We start from the raw sequence: 17,842 nt of genomic DNA, 5'->3' as shown, positions 1-17,842 counted from the left end.
CCGGGCGGCCCCTTTTCAGGGGCCACCAAGGCGGGTTCGGTGACGGTGGGTTTACTGCGCGGCGCTGGCTTTCAGGTCGGCCTGCAGGTCATGGGTGCGCTTGACCAGGTACTGGCGGATCAACTCCATGTCCTCACGCTTGAGGATGTCGGAGAAGTTCGGCATGCCGCGCTGGATCAACGCACCGCTGACGAACGCCGGGAAGGCCGCGTGCTTGTCCTTGGTCAGGTAGCGCAGGTCCGGGACCACGCCGCCAGCGACCGCATTGAGGCCATGGCAACCCGCGCACAGGCCGTTGAACATGCTGCGTGCCTGAACCAGTTGCTCGGGGGTCGCCGTCAGCTCCAGGTCAACATTGGGGAACACCGGCGCCTGACGCGGCGGCGGCAATTCGCCCTTCGCCCCGAGCTTGAAGGCGATAATCCGCGATTCCGACTGCACCTTGGCCTTGTTGGTCAGCGAGCCCGTCAGCAGCGGAAGAATCCCACCCCAACCTACGGAAAACGCCACATATTGGTCGTTGCCCACGGTGTAGGTAATCGGCCCGGCCATCACGCCAGAGTTGGCGCGATGCTCCCAGAGTTTCTCGCCCTTGTCGGCGCTGTAGGCCACCACCCGGCCGTCCGCAGTGCCCTGGAACACCAGGTTGCCGCCCGTCGCCAAGGTGCCGCCGTTGCCGGCGCTGGCATATTCCTGCTTCCAGGCTGGCGCTTGCTTCACCGGGTCCCAGGCGATCAGCTCACCGGTCCAGGAATCGCGGATCTGCTTGAAGGTCTTCGGATCTTCCGGCAGATCAGGTACGTCCAGTCCGAAGTTCAAGACCGACTTGTTCGGGAAGAACATCGGCTCCTTCGCGGCCTTCAGCTCGGCCAGGGTGTGCTGGGCCGGGATGTAGACATAACCGGTGTTGGGACTATAGGACATTGGGTGCCAGTTGTGCCCGCCAAGGAAGCTTGGCTGTACGACTTTCGGCTCCTTGGAGTAGTCCGCGGCACCGGTCAGCACCGGGCGGCCGGTCTTCAGGTCGATCTCGCTGGCCCAGTTCACCGGCACATAGTTTTTCGCCGAGATCAGCTTGCCGTTGGTACGGTCCAGCACATAGAAGAAGCCGTTCTTCGGCGCCTGCATCAACACCTTGCGGACCTGGCCGTCGACCTTGATGTCGGCAAGGATCATGTGTTGGGTCGCGGTGTAGTCCCAGCGATCCTGCGGGGTGACCTGGTAGTGCCAGACGTATTCGCCGGTGTCCGGACGCAGCGCCAGGATCGACGAAACGAACAGGTTGTCGCCCTTGCCCTGGCTGCGGAACTGGTAGTTCCACGGCGAGCCGTTGCCGGTGCCGATGTACAGCAGATCGAGGTCCGCGTCGTAGGCCATGGAGTCCCAGGCCGTGCCACCACCGCCCCACTTCACCCAGCCGTCACCGGTCCAGGTCTTGAGGGCCATGGCCATGGCCGGGTTTTCCGGCGGCAGCTTCGGATCACCCGGCACGGTGTAGAAACGCCAGGCTTCCTTGCCGGTCTCGGCGTCGTAGGCGGTGACATAGCCGCGCACGCCGAACTCGGCGCCGCCGTTGCCGATCAGCACCTTGCCTTTGACGATGCGCGGAGCGCCGGTGATGGAGTAGCTCTTGGAGCGGTCGAGGATGGTGTCCACCGACCAGACTTCCTTGCCGCTGGCTGCATCCAGAGCGATCAATCGACCGTCGAAGCTGCCGACGTAAACCTTGCCGTTCCACACCGCAACACCGCGGTTGACCGGACCGCAGCAGCCCTGACTGAGGTTTTCGGGCGGGACTTTCGGATCGTATTTCCACAGCATTTCGCCGGTGGCCGCGTTCATCGCATAGACGATGCTGAAGGCGCCGGTGGTGTACATGACTCCGTCGACCACCAGCGGCGTGGCTTCGGTGCCGCTGTCGATATCCAGGCGCGTGGTCCAGGCCATGCCGAGTTGGCTGACGTTCTTGTCGTTGACGGCATTGAGCGGGCTGTAGCGTTGCTCGTCGTAGGTACGACCGTGGCTCATCCAGTTGCCGGGTTCGAGATTGGCGTTTGTCAGGCGTTTCGCATCGACCTGGGCAGGGTGCGTGCTGTCCACAGCCGAGGCATGCAAGGAGGACAGCAATAACGGGAGACCCGCCAGCAGAAAGAGGGTTTTCATGTGTTTCGGACTCCAGCGACGCATTATTGTTTTTATGAACCCGCGAGGCAGGCCGCCCCCGCGGGTCACGCAATAGCAGAGCTTGCGCTATGTAGGAGTATTAGAAGTTTTGCGGGAGGGCTGCGCTTGACTGTGACCGCCAATCCAGTTGGCATTTTCTGCCAGTAACGAAGGGCTCACTCCTGAAAGGCATGGGCCCGGTAATCGCGGGGCGAAACATCGAACTGACGCTTGAACGCCCGGCTGAAATGGGCCACATCGACAAAGCCCCACTTGAAGGCGATCTGCGTGATCGACTGGCTGCGCAAGGGATGGCTGCACAGGTCATGGGCCACTTTGCTCAAGCGCGTGCGAAGGATATAGCGCGACACACTTTCACCGTGCTCTTCGAACAATCGGTAAAGGCTGCGCACCGAGGTGTGCAACTGATCGGCAAGATAGGCCGGCCCGAGGTCGATATCCTGCAGCGACTCATCCACCAGTCTCAGGGCGGTGGAAAACAGGCTATTGCTCTGCAGCAGATGCTCCTGCCCTTCTGCCTGGCCCGACATCGCCGGCAGCACCAGACTCACCAGCGCACTCTGGATCGCCTGGCCATCCTCACCATTGGCGGCGCCGTCACCCAGCATGCCGATCGACTGCACCAGCGAGCGCACCATGCGACTGGAGACATTATTTCGTGAGAGTTTTCCGAAGAGGTTATCGCCCTTGAACTGGCGAGTGACGATATCCCGGGAGAGATGCACCGAGACATTCTCCACCAGCCCCAGCGGCTCGATCTCGAACAACCGCGCCGAGTCCACCAGCGCGATGTCCTCCGGGCCCAGTTCCACTTCCATGCCGGCCTGGCGGATCCGCTGGCGACCGCTGCGTTGGTAGATGAGGAAGCAATGACTGTCATCGCTGTCGACGCCGATCAGCTCGCGGCTGATCAACCGGGCATTCGTGCGGATGTGCGCGGTATCCAGTGCGCCAATGGTCTGGCTGTGGATTTCGCCGATGAAGTGACGGGTGAGACTGGAAGGCAGGGTACTGAAATTGCCGCAGATGCTACGCAAGGAGTGGCACCAGCGTTCGAATCCAATCTGCTCGCTCGATGGCAGGAACATGGTGCCTCCGGTGGGTTATTTTTTTATTAACATATTATCTAAATTACAGGAGGGCAAGCTGAAGGTGCGCAAACGGGTGATTCGGGAGACAGGCTCATTCATAAAAGCCTACGCGTCAACTCGGGATTATCCTGGCGAGCGTTTCCCATAGCCTTGTTTCGCTGTGTTTCGTGAGCAATCATGGCCGCATTTCTCTCTCGGCAAGACTGAATTATGGAAGAGGCACTGAAAAAACTGCGGGAGTTCCGTGATGCGCGGGACTGGAAGAAATTCCACAACCCCAAGGATCTGGCGCTGGCCTTGAGCATCGAGTCGAGCGAGTTGCTGGAGGTTTTCCTGTGGAAGTCCGCTGAAGAAGCGAACGTCGAGAAGGTCAAGGAAGAGTTGGCCGATGTGTTTGCCTATGCCCTGCTGCTGGCCGATGCATATGACCTGGACGTGCAGCAGATTATCCTGGACAAGATCAAACTGAATGACAGCAAGTACCCGGTAAGCAAGGCCAAAGGAACTGCCAAGAAGTACACGGAGCTATGAGTACAAAACACCTTGTTGAAGTGCACCGCTACACCTTCTCTCGAAAAGCCCTGGAACAGGACATCCGCGGCAACGCCTACGCGGCCGGCTACTGGCCGCTGGTCTACATCCTCAGCGACGAAGCTAGAAAGCAGGCGTATATCGGTGAAACCACCGATACGCTCACGCGAATGAATGCTCACCTGAAGCACGACGAGAAAAACCTGCTTCGCTCGGTTCACCTGATCAGCAGTGACCGCTTCAACAAGTCCGCGACCCTCGACATTGAGTCCACGCTGATCAAATACATCGCCGCAGACGGCAAGTATTCGCTGCTCAACAGCAACCTGGGTCTGGTGGATCACAACTACTACCAGCGAAACGAGCTGTACACCGAGATCTTCAAGGAGACCTGGAACAAGCTGCGTGGCGACGGTCTGGTGCAACACTCCCTGGAGTCCATCGACAACTCGGACTTGTTCAAATACTCGCCCTACAAATCACTTTCGTCCGATCAACGCCAAGGGCTGCTCGGCATTCTTCATGCCCTGCTGGATGAAAACACCAAGACCCTGATTATTCAGGGCGGCGCGGGAACCGGAAAATCCATCCTGGCAATTTTCCTGTTCAAGCTGCTTCAATCCGATGTCGACAGGCTGAATCTTCATGATTTCGATGCTGAAGAAGCCGAATTACGTGATCTGCTAGTGCGTCTGAAGCTGCGCTTTGGAACGCCGAAAATGGCGCTGGTCGTGCCCATGGCGTCGTTCAGGCAGACCCTGAAGAAAGCCTTCAAGAACGTTGCAGGGCTTGATCCCAAGATGGTCATTGGCCCGTCTGAGCTGGCCAATCAGGCCTACGACATTGTCCTTGTGGATGAGTCCCACCGCCTGCGCAAACGGGTCAATCTGGGTTCGTACTTCGGTGCATTCGACAAAGCGTCCGAAGCGCTGGGATTCGATAAGCACACGTGCAGCGAAGTGCATTGGGTTTGCAAGCAAGCCGGCAAAGCCATCTTCTTCTACGACGAAAGCCAGTCAGTCAAACCGTCGGATGCCAACGCTGAAGACTTCGCCCAGTTGAAAGCACTTGGCACGACGCAAGTTCAGAAACTGGTGTCGCAGTTCCGTGTTCGCGCGGGAAATCCGTATGTAACGTTTCTGAACAACCTGTTGAACGTCGATCTGCCAGCGGGGAACCTGTTCTCTCCGAAGAACTACGAACTGGTCTTGTTCGACAGCATCGCCGAGATGATCCGGGTTACCCAGGACAGAAACCGCCAGTTCGGTCTCTCCCGACTGATCGCTGGCTACTCCTGGCCATGGGCGTCGAAGAAAGACAGCAACGCGTTCGATATCGAAATCGAAGGCTTCCAGTTGCGCTGGAATAGCAAAAACACCGATTGGATCAACGCCAAGAACTCCGAAATGGAAGTGGGTTGCATCCATACGACCCAAGGCTATGACCTGAACTACGCAGCAATCATTTTCGGAAACGAGATCGGCTTCGACAAAGAACGCGGCGAAATCACCATCGATGCAAAACAGTACTTCGACAAGAACGGAAAGAACGGCATCAAGCACCCTGCCGCACTGAAGAAATACATCCTCAATATCTATAAAACCATCATGCTCCGTGGCATCAGGGGCACGTTCGTTTACGCATGCAATAAGGACCTGCGCGACTACCTGGCACAACATGTCCCGACCCACCAGCCGATCCAACTGGTCAAGAAACCAGAGACGCTGGTTCCTTATGTAAACGCCGTGCCTTTATACAATCTGCACGCCGCCGCTGGAGGTTTCAGCGAGGCTCAAGAGGCCGAGCCAGAGAAATGGATTGAGGTTGTTGAACAACCCGGACTAGACGACAGCTATTTCGCCTGCACGGTCGTTGGCGAGTCCATGAACACCATCATTGCGGACGGGGCCACTTGCCTGTTTCGCCTGGAAAGTGGCGGAAGCCGCAATGGCAAGATCGTCCTGGTGGAGCAGCAAGATGAAGCGGGTGGCGCTCACTACACCGTCAAGGAGTACCAGAGCGTCAAAGCAGAGGATGAAAGTGGCTGGCGCCACAGCAGGATCTTGTTGATCCCCAGGTCTTACGACACGACGTTCGAAACGATCGAGTTGAAGGATGATTTGCTGTCGAGTTACAAGGTCGTCGGAGAATTCGTCAAGGTTCTTGGCTAACGCTGAAACGGCTCAGGCTCACAAAGTCTCTGAAAACAAAAAGGCCAGTTCGATAAGAACTGGCCTTTTTATTGAGGTATTTTGGTCGGGACGGAGTGATTCGAACACTCGACCCCTTGCACCCCATGCAAGTGCGCTACCGGGCTGCGCTACGCCCCGACGATGCTCTCGATATTGCTGAGAACGTTGAAGAATCTACCTTAAGCTTTTGAATTTTGGAAGGATTATTTTTCACAACACCTTCCGCATTCAACTCAGGATTACTTCTTCAGAACCACCAGTACATCTTCCAGCTCGGCAATCATCTGCCGGATCAGTTGTTTGTATTGGGTGGTGTCGTCCTTGGCCTCATCACTGGACAGCCGCAAACGCGCACCGCCGATGGTGAAACCCTGGTCGTACAGCAAGGCGCGGATCTGACGGATCATCAGCACATCCTGGCGCTGATAATAGCGACGGTTTCCACGGCGCTTGACCGGGTTGAGCTGAGGAAACTCCTGCTCCCAGTAACGCAGCACGTGCGGTTTTACCGCACAAAGCTCACTCACCTCACCAATGGTGAAGTAGCGTTTTCCCGGGATAGGCGGGAGTTCGTCGTTATGGCTTGGTTCCAGCATAAGCCTCAACCCGGGCCTTCAGCTTCTGCCCTGGACGAAAGGTGACGACGCGACGTGCAGTGATCGGGATTTCTTCACCCGTTTTGGGGTTGCGTCCCGGACGCTGGCGCTTGTCGCGCAGGTCGAAATTGCCGAAACCGGACAATTTGACCTGCTCGTTGTCTTCAAGAGCGTGCCTGATTTCCTCAAAGAACAGCTCGACCAATTCCTTGGCCTCTCGCTTGTTCAGGCCCAGCTCCTCGTACAGCCGTTCTGCCATCTCAGCTTTCGTCAGAGCACCCATCCGCTATTTCCTTAACGTGGTGTTCAACCTTTGTTCGAGCGAGGTGAGGATATTCTGGGTAGTGGCATTCACCTCATCGTCGTTAAGAGTGCGCGATGGATGCTGCCAGGTCAAGCCGACGGCCAGGCTTTTTCTATCAGGATCAATACCTTTACCCTGATAGACATCAAACAGCCTGAGGTCCGTGAGCCACTCACCCGCGTTATCACGGATAACTTCCAGGACGGCATTCGACGCCACATCACGACCAGCCACCAGGGCCAAGTCACGACGCACTTCCGGGAACTTGGACAGTTCGTGGAATTTCGGCAGTCGCCCTTCCACTACTTCATCCAGCACCAGCTCGAAGACGTAGACAGTACGGTCCAGGCCGAGAGTCTTGACCAGCTCAGGATGCAGCGCACCCAGATAACCCACTTCATGACCATTGCGCTCGATGCGTGCGGTCTGGCCAGGATGCAGCGCAGGATGCTTGCCGGCAACGAAGGTGAAGTCACCCAACGAACCCGACGAGCTCAGCAGCGCTTCCACATCCGCTTTCACGTCGAAGAAATCAATGCCATCGCGACCATTTGCCCAACCTTCCGGCAGGCGACTACCGCACACCACACCTGCCAGCATCGGCTGCTGTTGCAGACCGTCGAGCTGACCAACGAAACGCAGACCGCTCTCGAACAGACGCACGCGATCCTGCTGGCGGTTCAGGTTGTGCTGCAACGCCTTGACCAGACCCGGCCACAGGGACGCACGCATGGCCGCCATGTCGTTGGAGATCGGGTTGGCCAGCAGCAGCGGCTCGACGCCAGGGCTGAAAAGTTCGAACAGCTTCGGATCGATGAAGCTATAGGTGATCGCTTCTTGATAGCCACGGGCAACCAACAGACGGCGCAAGATTGGCAGCTCGCTGCGGGACTCCGCGCGAGCCTGCGGAGCAAGACGCGCTTGCGGGTAGCGAACCGGCAGGCGGTTGTAACCGTACAGGCGACCCAGCTCTTCGATCAGGTCGACTTCCAGGCTGATATCAAAGCGGTGACTTGGCACTTCGACCTGCCACTGCCCTTCTCCGGCGGTGGTTTTCAGGCCCAGCGCGTTGAGCAGTTGCTCAACTTCAGCATCAGGCATTTCCATGCCCAGCATCTGGGTCACCCGCTCGGCACGCAGAGTGATCGGCGCAACCTGTGGCAGGTGCTGCTCGCTCAGTGTCTCGATGACCGGGCCGGCTTCACCACCGACGATTTCAAGCAGCAGGCCAGTCGCACGCTCCATGGCTTCGCGAGCCAGTTGCGAGTCAACGCCGCGCTCGTAACGGTGCGAGGCATCGGTGTGCAGGCCATAGGAACGAGCCTTGCCAGCAACCGAAATCGGCTCGAAGAACGCACTTTCCAGGAAAATGTCACGCGTTGTAGCGGACACGCCGCTGTGCTCGCCACCCATCACACCCGCGATGGCCAGGGCACGGCTGTGGTCTGCGATGACCAGGGTGTCGGCACGCAAGGTGACTTCCTGACCATCCAGCAGAACCAGCTTCTCACCCTCTTCAGCCATGCGCACGCGAATGCCACCGTTGATTTCGGCGAGATCGAAAGCGTGCAGCGGCTGACCCAGCTCGAGCATCACGTAGTTGGTGATGTCGACAGCGGCGTCGATGCTGCGAACGTCGGCGCGACGCAGGCGTTCAACCATCCACAGCGGGGTCGGACGCGACAGGTCGACGTTGCGAATCACTCGCCCCAGGTAACGTGGGCAAGCGGCTGGCGCCAGCACGTCGACCGGACGGACCACATCATGGACCGCCGCCACAACAGGAACGACTGGACGGGTGACCGGAGCGGCATACAGCGCGCCAACTTCACGTGCCAGACCCGCCAGGGAAAGACAATCACCACGGTTCGGGGTCAGGTCGACCTCGATGCTGGCGTCATCCAGGTCCAGGTATTCACGAATGTCCTGACCAACCGGAGCCTCAGCCGCCAGTTCCAGTAGACCGTCATTGTCGTCGCTGATCTGCAGTTCGGAAGCCGAGCACAGCATGCCGTTGGACTCGACGCCGCGCAGTTTGGCCTTCTTGATCTTGAAGTCGCCAGGCAGTTCGGCGCCGATCATGGCGAACGGGATTTTCAGGCCTGGGCGCACGTTTGGTGCACCGCACACGACCTGGAAGGTTTCACTGCCGTTGCTCACCTGGCAAACGCGCAGCTTGTCGGCATCCGGGTGCTGCTCGGTGCTCAGCACCTCGCCCACCACGATACCGCTGAATTGGCCAGCGGCCGGAGTCACGCTGTCGACCTCAAGTCCGGCCATCGACAGGCGAGCTACCAGCTCGTCACGGGAAACCTGCGGGTTGACCCAACCGCGCAGCCATTTTTCACTGAATTTCATCCTGCTCTCCTGAAAGATTCGTTACGGGTGCGCGACCTAGCGAAATTGCGCAAGGAACCGCAAGTCGTTGTCGAAGAACAGGCGCAAATCATTGACGCCGTAACGCAGCATGGCCAGGCGCTCGGCGCCCATGCCGAAGGCGAAGCCCGAGAACTCTTCGGGGTCGATGCCAGACATGCGCAGCACGTTCGGGTGAACCATGCCGCAACCCATGACTTCCAGCCAGCCCGTCTGCTTGCAGACGCGGCAGCCTTTGCCACTGCACATCACGCACTGGATATCGACTTCAGCCGAAGGCTCGGTGAAGGGGAAGAACGAAGGGCGGAAACGTACCGCCAGTTCTTTTTCGAAGAACACCCGCAGGAACTCTTCGATGGTGCCTTTGAGATCGGCGAAATTGATGTCGCGATCGACCAGCAGGCCTTCGACCTGGTGGAACATCGGCGAGTGTGTCAGGTCCGAGTCGCAACGATAGACGCGGCCCGGGCAGACGATACGAATTGGCGGCTGCGAGGACTCCATGGTCCGCACCTGCACCGGCGAGGTGTGGGTACGCAGCAGCATGTTCGCATTGAAATAGAAGGTGTCATGCATTGCCCGCGCCGGGTGGTGGCCGGGAATGTTGAGCGCTTCGAAGTTGTGATAGTCGTCTTCGACCTCAGGGCCTTCGGCAATGCCGTAGCCGATATGGGTGAAGAACTGCTCGATGCGCTCGAGGGTACGGGTGATCGGGTGCAAACCACCGGAGGTCTGGCCACGGCCCGGCAAGGTCACGTCAATGCACTCAGCCGCCAGGCGAGCGCTGAGCTCGGCTTCTTCGAAGGCGGTCTTGCGCGCATTGAGCACTTCGGTAACGCGTTCCTTGGCATCGTTGATCAGGGCGCCGACTTTCGGACGCTCTTCAGCAGGCAGGTTGCCCAGGGTCTTCATCACCTGGGTCAGCTCGCCTTTCTTGCCAAGGAATTGAACCCGGATCTGCTCCAGGGCATTGATGTCTTCGGCGCGCTCCACAGCCTCCAGGGCTTGAGAGACCAGCGCATCCAGGTTTTCCATGTACAGACTCCAGATACGAAATAGGGGAAGAGCTTACAGGCTCTTCCCCTATTTATGACGTTTAACATTCGCCGCCGGATTCAGCGGCGAATGATTGTCGTGGGTACTTAAGCCAGAACGGCTTTAGCTTTCTCGACAATCGCAGCAAACGCCGCTTTTTCGTTCACTGCCAGATCAGCCAGAACCTTACGGTCGATCTCGATGGACGCCTTTTTCAGACCGGCGATCAGACGGCTGTAGGACAGACCGTTGATACGAGCACCAGCGTTGATACGGGCGATCCACAGAGCGCGGAACTGACGTTTTTTCTGACGACGGTCGCGGTAGGCGTATTGGCCTGCCTTGATGACCGCTTGCTTGGCAACACGGAATACGCGCGAGCGTGCACCGTAGTAACCTTTAGCCAGTTTCAGAATTTTCTTGTGACGCTTACGAGCGATGACGCCACGCTTTACACGAGCCATGAGTAACTTCCTCTATCTTTGACCGAAATTAACGTACGCGCAGCATGCGCTCGACTTTTGCAACGTCCGACGGGTGCAGCAAGCTGCTACCACGCAGTTGACGTTTACGCTTGGTCGACATTTTGGTCAGGATGTGGCTCTTGAAAGCGTGCTTGTGCTTGAAGCCGGAAGCAGTTTTCAGGAAACGCTTCGCGGCACCGCTTTTGGTTTTCATTTTTGGCATGTTCGGATACTCCGCATTCAGTGGATAAACATAACCGCAAGGCCTGCCGTGCCCTGGTGGTTATTTCTTTTTCTTGGGGGCGATGACCATCATAAGTTGGCGTCCTTCCATCTTCGGATGCTGCTCAACGGTACCGTATTCGGCAAGGTCAACCTCGACCCGCTTCAACAGTTCCATGCCCAGCTCCTGGTGAGCCATCTCACGACCACGAAATCTCAAGGAAATCTTGGCCTTGTCCCCATCACTAAGGAAACGTACCAGGTTGCGTAGTTTTACCTGGTAATCCCCTTCTTCCGTCCCTGGACGAAACTTGATTTCTTTAATCTGAATCTGCTTCTGGTTTTTCTTGGCCTCGTTGGCTTGCTTCTTCTTCTCGAAGAGGTGCTTGCCGTAGTCCATGACCTTGCAGACGGGCGGTACCGCGTCTGCAGAAATTTCTACCAGATCCAGCTTCGCTTCTTCAGCGATACGAAGCGCTTCATCAATCGAGACGATGCCAATCTGCTCGCCGTCAGCACCAATTAACCGAACCTCGCGTGCCGAGATATTCTCGTTGATCGGGGCCTTCGGTGCAGTTCGTTTATCCTGTCTCATTTCACGCTTAATAGTAATTACTCCGAATCTTGGCGACCACGCCGGGAAACCGCTTGCGCAAGCAAGTCCGCGAACTGTGCGACGGGCATAGAGCCCAGGTCAGCACCTTCACGGGTACGCACAGCGACAGTTTGCGTTTCGACTTCCCGATCTCCGATAACCAAGAGATAGGGAACCTTGAGCAAGGTATGCTCGCGGATTTTAAAGCCGATCTTCTCATTTCTCAAGTCAGACTTGGCACGGAATCCGCTTTCAGTGAGGGTTTTTTCCACTTTTTGAGCGAATTCGGCCTGCTTGTCGGTGATGTTCATGATCACCGCCTGGGTTGGCGCGAGCCAAGCCGGGAACGCACCTTCATAGTGCTCGATGAGAATACCGACGAAGCGCTCGAACGAACCGAGAATGGCTCGGTGCAACATGACGGGATGTTTGCGACCGTTGTCTTCGGAAACGTACTCCGCGCCCAGGCGGATCGGCAGGTTGAAGTCCAGTTGCAGCGTACCGCACTGCCAGACACGACCCAGGCAATCCTTGAGCGAGAACTCGATCTTCGGACCGTAGAAAGCACCTTCGCCCGGCTGCAGATCAAACGGCAGGCCAGCGTTGTCCAGCGCGGCGGCCAGCGCAGCCTCGGCACGATCCCACAGCTCGTCGGAGCCAACACGTTTTTCCGGACGAGTGGACAGCTTGAGCTGAATGTCCTGGAAGCCGAAGTCGGAATAGACGTCCATCGTCAGCTTGATGAATGCCGCCGATTCGGTCTGCATCTGCTCTTCGGTGCAGAAAATATGCGCGTCATCCTGGGTAAAGCCACGCACGCGCATGATGCCATGCAGTGCACCCGAGGGCTCGTTACGGTGGCAAGCACCGAATTCGGCCAGGCGCAGCGGCAGCTCACGGTAGCTTTTCAGACCCTGGTTGAACACCTGCACGTGGCACGGGCAGTTCATCGGCTTGACCGCGTAATCGCGGTTTTCCGACTGAGTGGTGAACATGTTGTCGGCGTAGTTGGCCCAGTGACCGGACTTTTCCCACAGGCTGCGATCAACCACTTGCGGCGTCTTGATCTCCAGATAACCGTTTTCACGCTGGATCTGGCGCATGTACTGCTCCAGAACCTGGTACAGGGTCCAGCCGTTCGGGTGCCAGAACACCATGCCCGGCGCTTCTTCCTGGAGATGGAACAAGCCGAGGCGCTTGCCGATCTTGCGGTGATCGCGCTTTTCGGCTTCTTCAATACGCTGGATGTACGCCGCCAGCTGCTTCTTGTCCGCCCAGGCAGTGCCATAGACGCGCTGCAGCTGTTCGTTCTTGGCATCACCGCGCCAGTAGGCGCCAGACAGCTTGGTCAGCTTGAACGACTTGAGGAAGCGTGTATTCGGCACGTGCGGGCCACGGCACATGTCGACGTATTCTTCGTGGTAGTACAGGCCCATGGCCTGTTCATTCGGCATGTCCTCGACCAGGCGCAGCTTGTAGTCTTCGCCGCGAGCCTTGAACACTTCGATCACCTCGGCACGCGGGGTGACCCTCTTGATGACGTCGTAGTCGGTGTCGATCAACTGCTGCATACGCTGTTCGATCGCCGCCATATCTTCAGGCGTGAAGGGACGCTCGTACGCAATGTCGTAATAGAAGCCTTCGTCGATGACCGGACCGATCACCATTTTTGCCGTCGGGTACAACTGCTTGACCGCATGGCCGACCAGGTGGGCGCACGAGTGGCGAATGATTTCCAGCCCCTCTTCGTCCTTGGGCGTAATGATTTGCAGACGGGCATCGTGTTCGATCAGGTCGCACGCGTCGACCAGCTTGCCGTCGACCTTGCCGGCCACAGTAGCCTTGGCCAGACCGGCACCAATGGATGCGGCGACCTCAGCGACGGTAACCGCCTTGTCGAACGTACGTTGACTGCCATCGGGAAGAGTAATTACGGGCATGGCGCCTCCTCTCCTAGTGGTGACCCCTACCAAAGGTCACGTGGGTTGGGATGAGCCAGTACGCGATTCGCCCCTGTCTTTCCTGACGGAAAGCCTGCCTCACAGTGGCAGAAGTCGGATGCCTGCCAGGGGAACGAACCAGAGTGACTGGAACAGAAATAAATGCGGGGCAAGCGTTCAGCTATCCCGCGCCCGGCATGCTAGCACAAGCATCAGCGCAGACGACGAACTGGACAGCCAACAAGCGGAAATATTTGGAAAAAGACCTCGGGAGTGAACTCCTGCGGATTTTTTCCGCTCAGAGTGACTGAAGCGACCTACTCTTCATGAGACCCGATTACCAAGGAGTGCCTGGTTATGCGATTTCAGACTCTTCTGGCCCTGGCTGCCGCCGGAGCCATGATGCTTCCTGTGGGGGCCAATGCCGGTTCGTGGCCCGCTGGCAAGAAAGGCGACTACATGGACCAATGCGTAGAGGCTGCTAAAGGGCAGGGAGTCAGCCTCACGCAAGCCGATCAGCACTGCAAATGTGGCGCAAATGCCATCGAGAAGAACTTTACCACCGAGGAAATCCTGCAACTGGATAGCAAGACTGGCGTGGACCCGCAATTGATCAGCCGCGCCCAAAACGCCGTGAAAACGGCATGCGCGCCGAAGTAATGAGGCCGATTCTTTCAAATATTTGCGCCAGATCAGCATTAGCTGAAGCTAAAAGTCACCACACGCTGAGAATTAGACTATGATGTCGGGGTGCACCCTGTGGCTCTCGGCGACACCGCACTACTGAAAAAAATCAAGATTCCTGGAGATACACCCATGTCCAATCGCCAAACCGGCACTGTCAAATGGTTCAACGATGAAAAAGGCTTCGGCTTCATCACTCCACAAGGTGGCGGCGACGACTTGTTCGTACACTTCAAGGCCATCGAAAGCGACGGCTTCAAGTCGCTGAAAGAAGGTCAGACCGTATCCTTCGTAGCCGAAAAAGGCCAGAAGGGCATGCAGGCTGCACAGGTTCGTCCAGAGTAATAACTCTGCCGAATTGAAAAACCCGTCGCTTGCGACGGGTTTTTTGTGTCCGCAATTCGGGATCAGCCGCAATTGACGCGAGCAATCACCCCTTTTTCATCAGCATGAAGGTTCAAGCGCTCGGAGCGGTACTCAAGCGTCACGGCATCGTCCGGCTTGAGCACGCGGGCCAACTGCGCGCCGCTCGCCTTGCGCGCCTGCTCCAGCAGCTCGGCAGAAGCCGGCTTGCCCACGGCGAATGCTGCGCCACTGGCCTCACAACGACCGTCCAGATTAGGTGCAGCAGCAACTTCAGGCGCTTTCGACGCAGTGCCACCACTGCTGCAACCGACCAGAATGACGGCAGCCAGCAGGCTCACCAATGATGCACGCATGGGGAACATGAATCCTCCTTAGGGATACGGGAATGCTGCCGGATCCGACAGCACTTGATGCCAGTTGTTGCAAAGCGGGTCAGTCTGCCTGACTCGTTCTTGAAGGGGAAATGCCAATAGTGTCCGGATTTTGCGCCATGACAGCTCTCAGTACAGGTCGATGTAGTCGCTTGCGGGCTTAGGCCAGTTGTCCCGCAGCGCCTTGAATACCTGCTGAACCCAACGCTCGTCCTCCGCAGCCACACTTCCTACGCAACCCGATCCGGCGGACCAGGTTTCCAGACGAAACAACAGACCATCAAGTTGCGCGCCACCCACCACATTGGAGAGCCAGGCATGCCCGGCACGATCGACCCGCAGTTGATTGTGGATCGCGCCGTTGCCACTGGCGATCAATTGGCGCACCTGCTCCAGAGTGAACTGGTTCGGGTCGTTCAGGTCGATCTGCATAGTGCTTTCCTGCCAGCGAAAATACCGTTAGTTTGCCACGCCGCCATCGTTATGCCTAAGTCGCAGAGCCGCGCGCGAGCGGACATGATTAACTGAAGGCGTGCGACCATGCCTTGCCGAAACGCCAGTGGCCCAGCGTTTCCCCCCTCAACAGTAAGGGCCGTTTCGAGAACTCCATGACCAGCCACAGCATCGATGCCGACATCAAGGTGAAATGGCCCGAAGGCCAGAGCGCCTACAGCCCGGGCACAGCGGAAGAATTGACCCTCATTGCACTCGACCTGCTGGTCAAGGAAATGGGCAGCGACGCCGCCCGCGGGTTCGTCGACCAAGTGTTCGAACGCTACCGGCATGACACCGCTGCCGGGCACCCGTAACCCAGGTTACAAATTCCCGACCTCAGCCAGCGAAGGAATCGACGGTTGCGCGCCGGGACGAGTGACGGAAATCGCTGCGGCCCGCTGACCGAAGACAATCGCCTCGCGCTCGCTCCGCCCCTGCGCCAATGCCGCGGCAAAACCACCAACGAAGGTATCCCCCGCCGCTGTGGTATCCACCGCCGCCACGACCGGGGCGGGAAAATGCTCACTGCCCTCCCCGCTGACGAGCAGCGCACCCTGCGCCCCAAGAGTGACGATGACCTTGCCCGCGCCGAGCGCGATAAGGTGATCGGCCGCCGCTTGTGCCGACGGCAGGTCGTCCACCGGCAAGCCGGTCAACGCCGACGCCTCGCTTTCATTCGGAATCAGGTAGTCGATAGTGGCGAACCACTCCACCGGCAAGGGGCCTTTGACCGGAGCCGGATTGAGAATCACCGCCTTCCCCAATGCACGCCCGCGCGCCAGCACATACTCAACCGTCTGCGGCGGGACCTCCATCTGGCAAACAATCACCTCAGCGTCGCGTAATAAAGCCTCGAAACGCTGGACCGAGACCGGCAGCAGCCGGCCATTGCCCCCAGCGATAACAACAATGGTGTTCTGGCTGGCCGCATCCACCATGATCAGGGCAACACCACTGGACACACCGGCCGCCACCTCCACCGCCAGACAGTCAATGCCCTCCGTCAGCAACGCACCGCGCAACTGTTGGCCATAGGCATCGTCACCAACACAACCGACCATCGCCACCGACGCACCCAGCCGCGCCGCCGCTACCGCCTGATTGGCGCCCTTGCCGCCTGGCACCGTCTCGAACGACTCCCCCGCCAGCGTCTCGCCCGCTCGCGGCAGGCGCTCAGCACGCGCGACCAGATCCATGTTGAGACTTCCGACCACTACTACCTTCGCGTGCATGACAAGCCCTCAACCACTGAACAAGTCCGGACTCGGCCCGGTCGACTCGCGCAGAACGATTTTCGGCGCAATGATGCGCTGCTCCAATGCCGCAGAACCCGACCCAACAATACGCCGCAGCAGTAACGCCGCAGCCATTTCCCCCAGCTCGCGAATGGACTGCCCGACAGTGGTCAGTGCCGGATACACGTACGGGCACATCTGGATATCGTCGAATCCAATCACCGACAGCTCGCCGGGGACACTGATGCTGCGCTCCGCGGCTGCTCGCAACACACCTATACCCATCAAATCGTTAGCGGCGAAAATGGCAGTAGGCCGGTCCCGACTCAGCAATTGGGCCGCGGCCTCATACCCGCCAAGACTGGTGAAGTCACCATCTAGTACCCGCCCGTCACGCAGCCCTACACCCGCCTCCCGCAGGGCTCGACGAAAACCCGCAAGGCGCAATTTGGCGACGCTGGTATTGGCCGGGCCATTGATACAGGCAATATCTACATGCCCCAAATCAAGCAGATGGCGAGTCGCCAGATAAGCGCCCTGCTCATGATCGATCCGCACCAGATCGGCATCCACGCCGTCCAGCGCGCGGTCAACGATCACCATTGGCGTGCGCACGGAGGCCAGGCTGTCGAGCAGGTCACGCTCCTCACCCACTGAAGCGACGACCAGGCCGTCGACGCGTTTTTCCAGCAACACGCGGAGGTAGCTGCGCTGCTTTTGCGGGTTGTCATCGGAGTTGCAGAGGATCACGCAATAACCGTTACGCTCGCAGGCATCCTCGATGCCACGGGCAAGCTCGGCAAAATACGGGTTGACGCTATTGGGCACCAGCAGGCCGATGGTGGCCGTGCTCCGGGCCTTGAGTGAGCGCGCCACGGCGCTGGGCACGTAGTCGAGTTCAGCGATTGCCGCCTCGACTTTCAGTCGTACAGGCTCGCTGACCGGCCGGGTCTTGTTCAGCACGTGGGACACGGTGGTGTAGGAAATACCGGCCAGCGCCGCTACATCTTTAATGGTTGCCATGCTTTCAGTTCCGCCGGTCTGCACACCGGCTGCGATAGGTTGTGATTTTTATGAGATAGCAAACGTTTGCGATAGCCAACTATGCGAATGCAATGTGGCCTTGTCAAATTCGCCGAAACGCGTGAGGCAGGCACGAGA

General features: G+C 58.3%; 19 protein-coding genes and 1 tRNA gene. 5 read left to right on the top strand and 15 right to left on the bottom strand.

Going from position 1 to position 17,842, the window contains the following annotated elements; translation table 11 throughout:
• Positions 1 to 51: 51 nt before the first annotated feature.
• Both NTD82_RS02785 and feaR read right to left on the bottom strand, forming a co-directional pair.
• Positions 52 to 2,163: a PQQ-dependent dehydrogenase, methanol/ethanol family gene (locus NTD82_RS02785; protein ID WP_262127651.1), complete on the bottom strand. Its 2,112-nt coding sequence runs from the start codon at positions 2,161 to 2,163 to the stop codon at positions 52 to 54.
• Between the two features lie 176 nt (positions 2,164 to 2,339).
• Positions 2,340 to 3,272: a transcriptional regulator FeaR gene (gene feaR / locus NTD82_RS02780; RefSeq protein ID WP_095159238.1), complete on the bottom strand. Its 933-nt coding sequence runs from the start codon at positions 3,270 to 3,272 to the stop codon at positions 2,340 to 2,342.
• 213 nt (positions 3,273 to 3,485) lie between these two features.
• On the opposite strand from feaR, the gene NTD82_RS02775 reads away from it, so the two are divergent.
• Together NTD82_RS02775 and NTD82_RS02770 are read left to right on the top strand one after the other, a co-directional pair.
• Positions 3,486 to 3,806: a nucleotide pyrophosphohydrolase gene (locus NTD82_RS02775; RefSeq protein ID WP_175651685.1), complete on the top strand. Its 321-nt coding sequence runs from the start codon at positions 3,486 to 3,488 to the stop codon at positions 3,804 to 3,806.
• Positions 3,803 to 5,977: a DNA/RNA helicase domain-containing protein gene (locus NTD82_RS02770; protein WP_262127650.1), complete on the top strand. Its 2,175-nt coding sequence runs from the start codon at positions 3,803 to 3,805 to the stop codon at positions 5,975 to 5,977. The genes NTD82_RS02775 and NTD82_RS02770 overlap by 4 nt, the downstream gene beginning before the upstream one ends.
• An 82-nt stretch (positions 5,978 to 6,059) precedes the next feature.
• Here NTD82_RS02770 and NTD82_RS02765 read toward each other — a convergent pair.
• From NTD82_RS02765 to thrS, 9 genes are all read right to left on the bottom strand, one after another.
• A tRNA-Pro gene (locus tag NTD82_RS02765) sits at positions 6,060 to 6,136 on the bottom strand.
• Positions 6,137 to 6,237: 101 nt separating this feature from the next.
• Positions 6,238 to 6,594 (bottom strand): MerR family transcriptional regulator, encoded by a 357-nt coding sequence (locus NTD82_RS02760; RefSeq protein ID WP_043213594.1) that lies wholly within the window; start codon positions 6,592 to 6,594, stop codon positions 6,238 to 6,240.
• On the bottom strand, positions 6,575 to 6,877 hold the full coding sequence (gene ihfA / locus NTD82_RS02755) for an integration host factor subunit alpha (RefSeq protein ID WP_009394049.1): 303 nt from the start codon (positions 6,875 to 6,877) through the stop codon (positions 6,575 to 6,577). Before ihfA ends, NTD82_RS02760 begins: the two co-directional genes overlap by 20 nt.
• Positions 6,878 to 6,880: 3 nt before the next feature.
• On the bottom strand, positions 6,881 to 9,256 hold the full coding sequence (gene pheT / locus NTD82_RS02750; RefSeq protein ID WP_262127649.1) for a phenylalanine--tRNA ligase subunit beta: 2,376 nt from the start codon (positions 9,254 to 9,256) through the stop codon (positions 6,881 to 6,883).
• Between the two features lie 36 nt (positions 9,257 to 9,292).
• Positions 9,293 to 10,309, bottom strand: coding sequence for a phenylalanine--tRNA ligase subunit alpha (pheS, locus tag NTD82_RS02745; protein WP_095159234.1), 1,017 nt, complete (start codon positions 10,307 to 10,309; stop codon positions 9,293 to 9,295).
• 107 nt (positions 10,310 to 10,416) lie between these two features.
• Positions 10,417 to 10,773 (bottom strand): 50S ribosomal protein L20, encoded by a 357-nt coding sequence (gene rplT / locus NTD82_RS02740; RefSeq protein WP_095159233.1) that lies wholly within the window; start codon positions 10,771 to 10,773, stop codon positions 10,417 to 10,419.
• Positions 10,774 to 10,801: 28 nt separating this feature from the next.
• Positions 10,802 to 10,996, bottom strand: coding sequence for a 50S ribosomal protein L35 (gene rpmI / locus NTD82_RS02735; protein WP_009394045.1), 195 nt, complete (start codon positions 10,994 to 10,996; stop codon positions 10,802 to 10,804).
• Between the two features lie 60 nt (positions 10,997 to 11,056).
• Positions 11,057 to 11,608: a translation initiation factor IF-3 gene (infC, locus tag NTD82_RS02730; RefSeq protein WP_175651949.1), complete on the bottom strand. Its 552-nt coding sequence runs from the start codon at positions 11,606 to 11,608 to the stop codon at positions 11,057 to 11,059.
• Positions 11,608 to 13,530: a threonine--tRNA ligase gene (gene thrS / locus NTD82_RS02725; protein WP_095159231.1), complete on the bottom strand. Its 1,923-nt coding sequence runs from the start codon at positions 13,528 to 13,530 to the stop codon at positions 11,608 to 11,610. The genes infC and thrS overlap by 1 nt, the downstream gene beginning before the upstream one ends.
• A 357-nt stretch (positions 13,531 to 13,887) precedes the next feature.
• Between thrS and NTD82_RS02720 the strand changes: the two genes are divergently transcribed.
• Positions 13,888 to 14,190, top strand: coding sequence for a hypothetical protein (locus NTD82_RS02720; protein WP_095159230.1), 303 nt, complete (start codon positions 13,888 to 13,890; stop codon positions 14,188 to 14,190).
• 156 nt (positions 14,191 to 14,346) lie between these two features.
• Positions 14,347 to 14,559, top strand: coding sequence for a cold-shock protein (locus NTD82_RS02715; RefSeq protein ID WP_003179963.1), 213 nt, complete (start codon positions 14,347 to 14,349; stop codon positions 14,557 to 14,559).
• A 62-nt stretch (positions 14,560 to 14,621) separates the two neighbouring features.
• Here the strand turns inward: NTD82_RS02715 and NTD82_RS02710 are convergent, their stop codons facing one another.
• Together NTD82_RS02710 and NTD82_RS02705 are read right to left on the bottom strand one after the other, a co-directional pair.
• The gene (locus NTD82_RS02710; protein WP_110970814.1) at positions 14,622 to 14,942 is read right to left on the bottom strand and encodes an I78 family peptidase inhibitor; all 321 of its coding nucleotides are present in this window, start codon (positions 14,940 to 14,942) and stop codon (positions 14,622 to 14,624) included.
• Between the two features lie 138 nt (positions 14,943 to 15,080).
• The gene (locus NTD82_RS02705) at positions 15,081 to 15,383 is read right to left on the bottom strand and encodes a hypothetical protein (protein ID WP_262127648.1); all 303 of its coding nucleotides are present in this window, start codon (positions 15,381 to 15,383) and stop codon (positions 15,081 to 15,083) included.
• Positions 15,384 to 15,559: 176 nt separating this feature from the next.
• On the opposite strand from NTD82_RS02705, the gene NTD82_RS02700 reads away from it, so the two are divergent.
• Positions 15,560 to 15,760 (top strand): hypothetical protein, encoded by a 201-nt coding sequence (locus NTD82_RS02700; protein ID WP_095159227.1) that lies wholly within the window; start codon positions 15,560 to 15,562, stop codon positions 15,758 to 15,760.
• 6 nt (positions 15,761 to 15,766) lie between these two features.
• On the opposite strand, the gene rbsK is transcribed toward NTD82_RS02700, so the two are convergent.
• A complete protein-coding gene (gene rbsK, locus NTD82_RS02695; protein WP_262127647.1) occupies positions 15,767 to 16,678 on the bottom strand; it encodes a ribokinase in 912 nt (303 codons plus the stop codon).
• A gap of 9 nt (positions 16,679 to 16,687) precedes the next feature.
• Complete coding sequence (locus tag NTD82_RS02690) at positions 16,688 to 17,704, bottom strand: LacI family DNA-binding transcriptional regulator (RefSeq protein WP_095159225.1); 1,017 nt, start codon at positions 17,702 to 17,704, stop codon at positions 16,688 to 16,690.
• Between the last annotated feature and the right edge of the window lie 138 nt (positions 17,705 to 17,842).

The sequence above is a fragment of the Pseudomonas sp. 5P_5.1_Bac1 genome (assembly GCF_025466015.1).
Taxonomy (GTDB): Bacteria; Pseudomonadota; Gammaproteobacteria; order Pseudomonadales; family Pseudomonadaceae; genus Aquipseudomonas.
This window is presented reverse-complemented; position numbering and strand designations above follow the sequence as displayed.

Coding starts and splice junctions, on each gene's coding strand:
- feaR (WP_095159238.1), bottom strand. CDS start 3,272: ATGTTCCTGCCATCGAGCGAGCAGATTGGATTCGAACGCTGGTGCCAC.
- NTD82_RS02760 (WP_043213594.1), bottom strand. CDS start 6,594: ATGCTGGAACCAAGCCATAACGACGAACTCCCGCCTATCCCGGGAAAA.
- NTD82_RS02785 (WP_262127651.1), bottom strand. CDS start 2,163: ATGAAAACCCTCTTTCTGCTGGCGGGTCTCCCGTTATTGCTGTCCTCC.
- NTD82_RS02775 (WP_175651685.1), top strand. CDS start 3,486: ATGGAAGAGGCACTGAAAAAACTGCGGGAGTTCCGTGATGCGCGGGAC.
- NTD82_RS02700 (WP_095159227.1), top strand. CDS start 15,560: ATGACCAGCCACAGCATCGATGCCGACATCAAGGTGAAATGGCCCGAA.
- NTD82_RS02690 (WP_095159225.1), bottom strand. CDS start 17,704: ATGGCAACCATTAAAGATGTAGCGGCGCTGGCCGGTATTTCCTACACC.
- rbsK (WP_262127647.1), bottom strand. CDS start 16,678: ATGCACGCGAAGGTAGTAGTGGTCGGAAGTCTCAACATGGATCTGGTC.
- ihfA (WP_009394049.1), bottom strand. CDS start 6,877: ATGGGTGCTCTGACGAAAGCTGAGATGGCAGAACGGCTGTACGAGGAG.
- NTD82_RS02715 (WP_003179963.1), top strand. CDS start 14,347: ATGTCCAATCGCCAAACCGGCACTGTCAAATGGTTCAACGATGAAAAA.
- pheT (WP_262127649.1), bottom strand. CDS start 9,256: ATGAAATTCAGTGAAAAATGGCTGCGCGGTTGGGTCAACCCGCAGGTT.
- NTD82_RS02710 (WP_110970814.1), bottom strand. CDS start 14,942: ATGTTCCCCATGCGTGCATCATTGGTGAGCCTGCTGGCTGCCGTCATT.
- NTD82_RS02705 (WP_262127648.1), bottom strand. CDS start 15,383: ATGCAGATCGACCTGAACGACCCGAACCAGTTCACTCTGGAGCAGGTG.
- rplT (WP_095159233.1), bottom strand. CDS start 10,773: ATGGCTCGTGTAAAGCGTGGCGTCATCGCTCGTAAGCGTCACAAGAAA.
- rpmI (WP_009394045.1), bottom strand. CDS start 10,996: ATGCCAAAAATGAAAACCAAAAGCGGTGCCGCGAAGCGTTTCCTGAAA.
- thrS (WP_095159231.1), bottom strand. CDS start 13,530: ATGCCCGTAATTACTCTTCCCGATGGCAGTCAACGTACGTTCGACAAG.
- NTD82_RS02720 (WP_095159230.1), top strand. CDS start 13,888: ATGCGATTTCAGACTCTTCTGGCCCTGGCTGCCGCCGGAGCCATGATG.
- pheS (WP_095159234.1), bottom strand. CDS start 10,309: ATGGAAAACCTGGATGCGCTGGTCTCTCAAGCCCTGGAGGCTGTGGAG.
- NTD82_RS02770 (WP_262127650.1), top strand. CDS start 3,803: ATGAGTACAAAACACCTTGTTGAAGTGCACCGCTACACCTTCTCTCGA.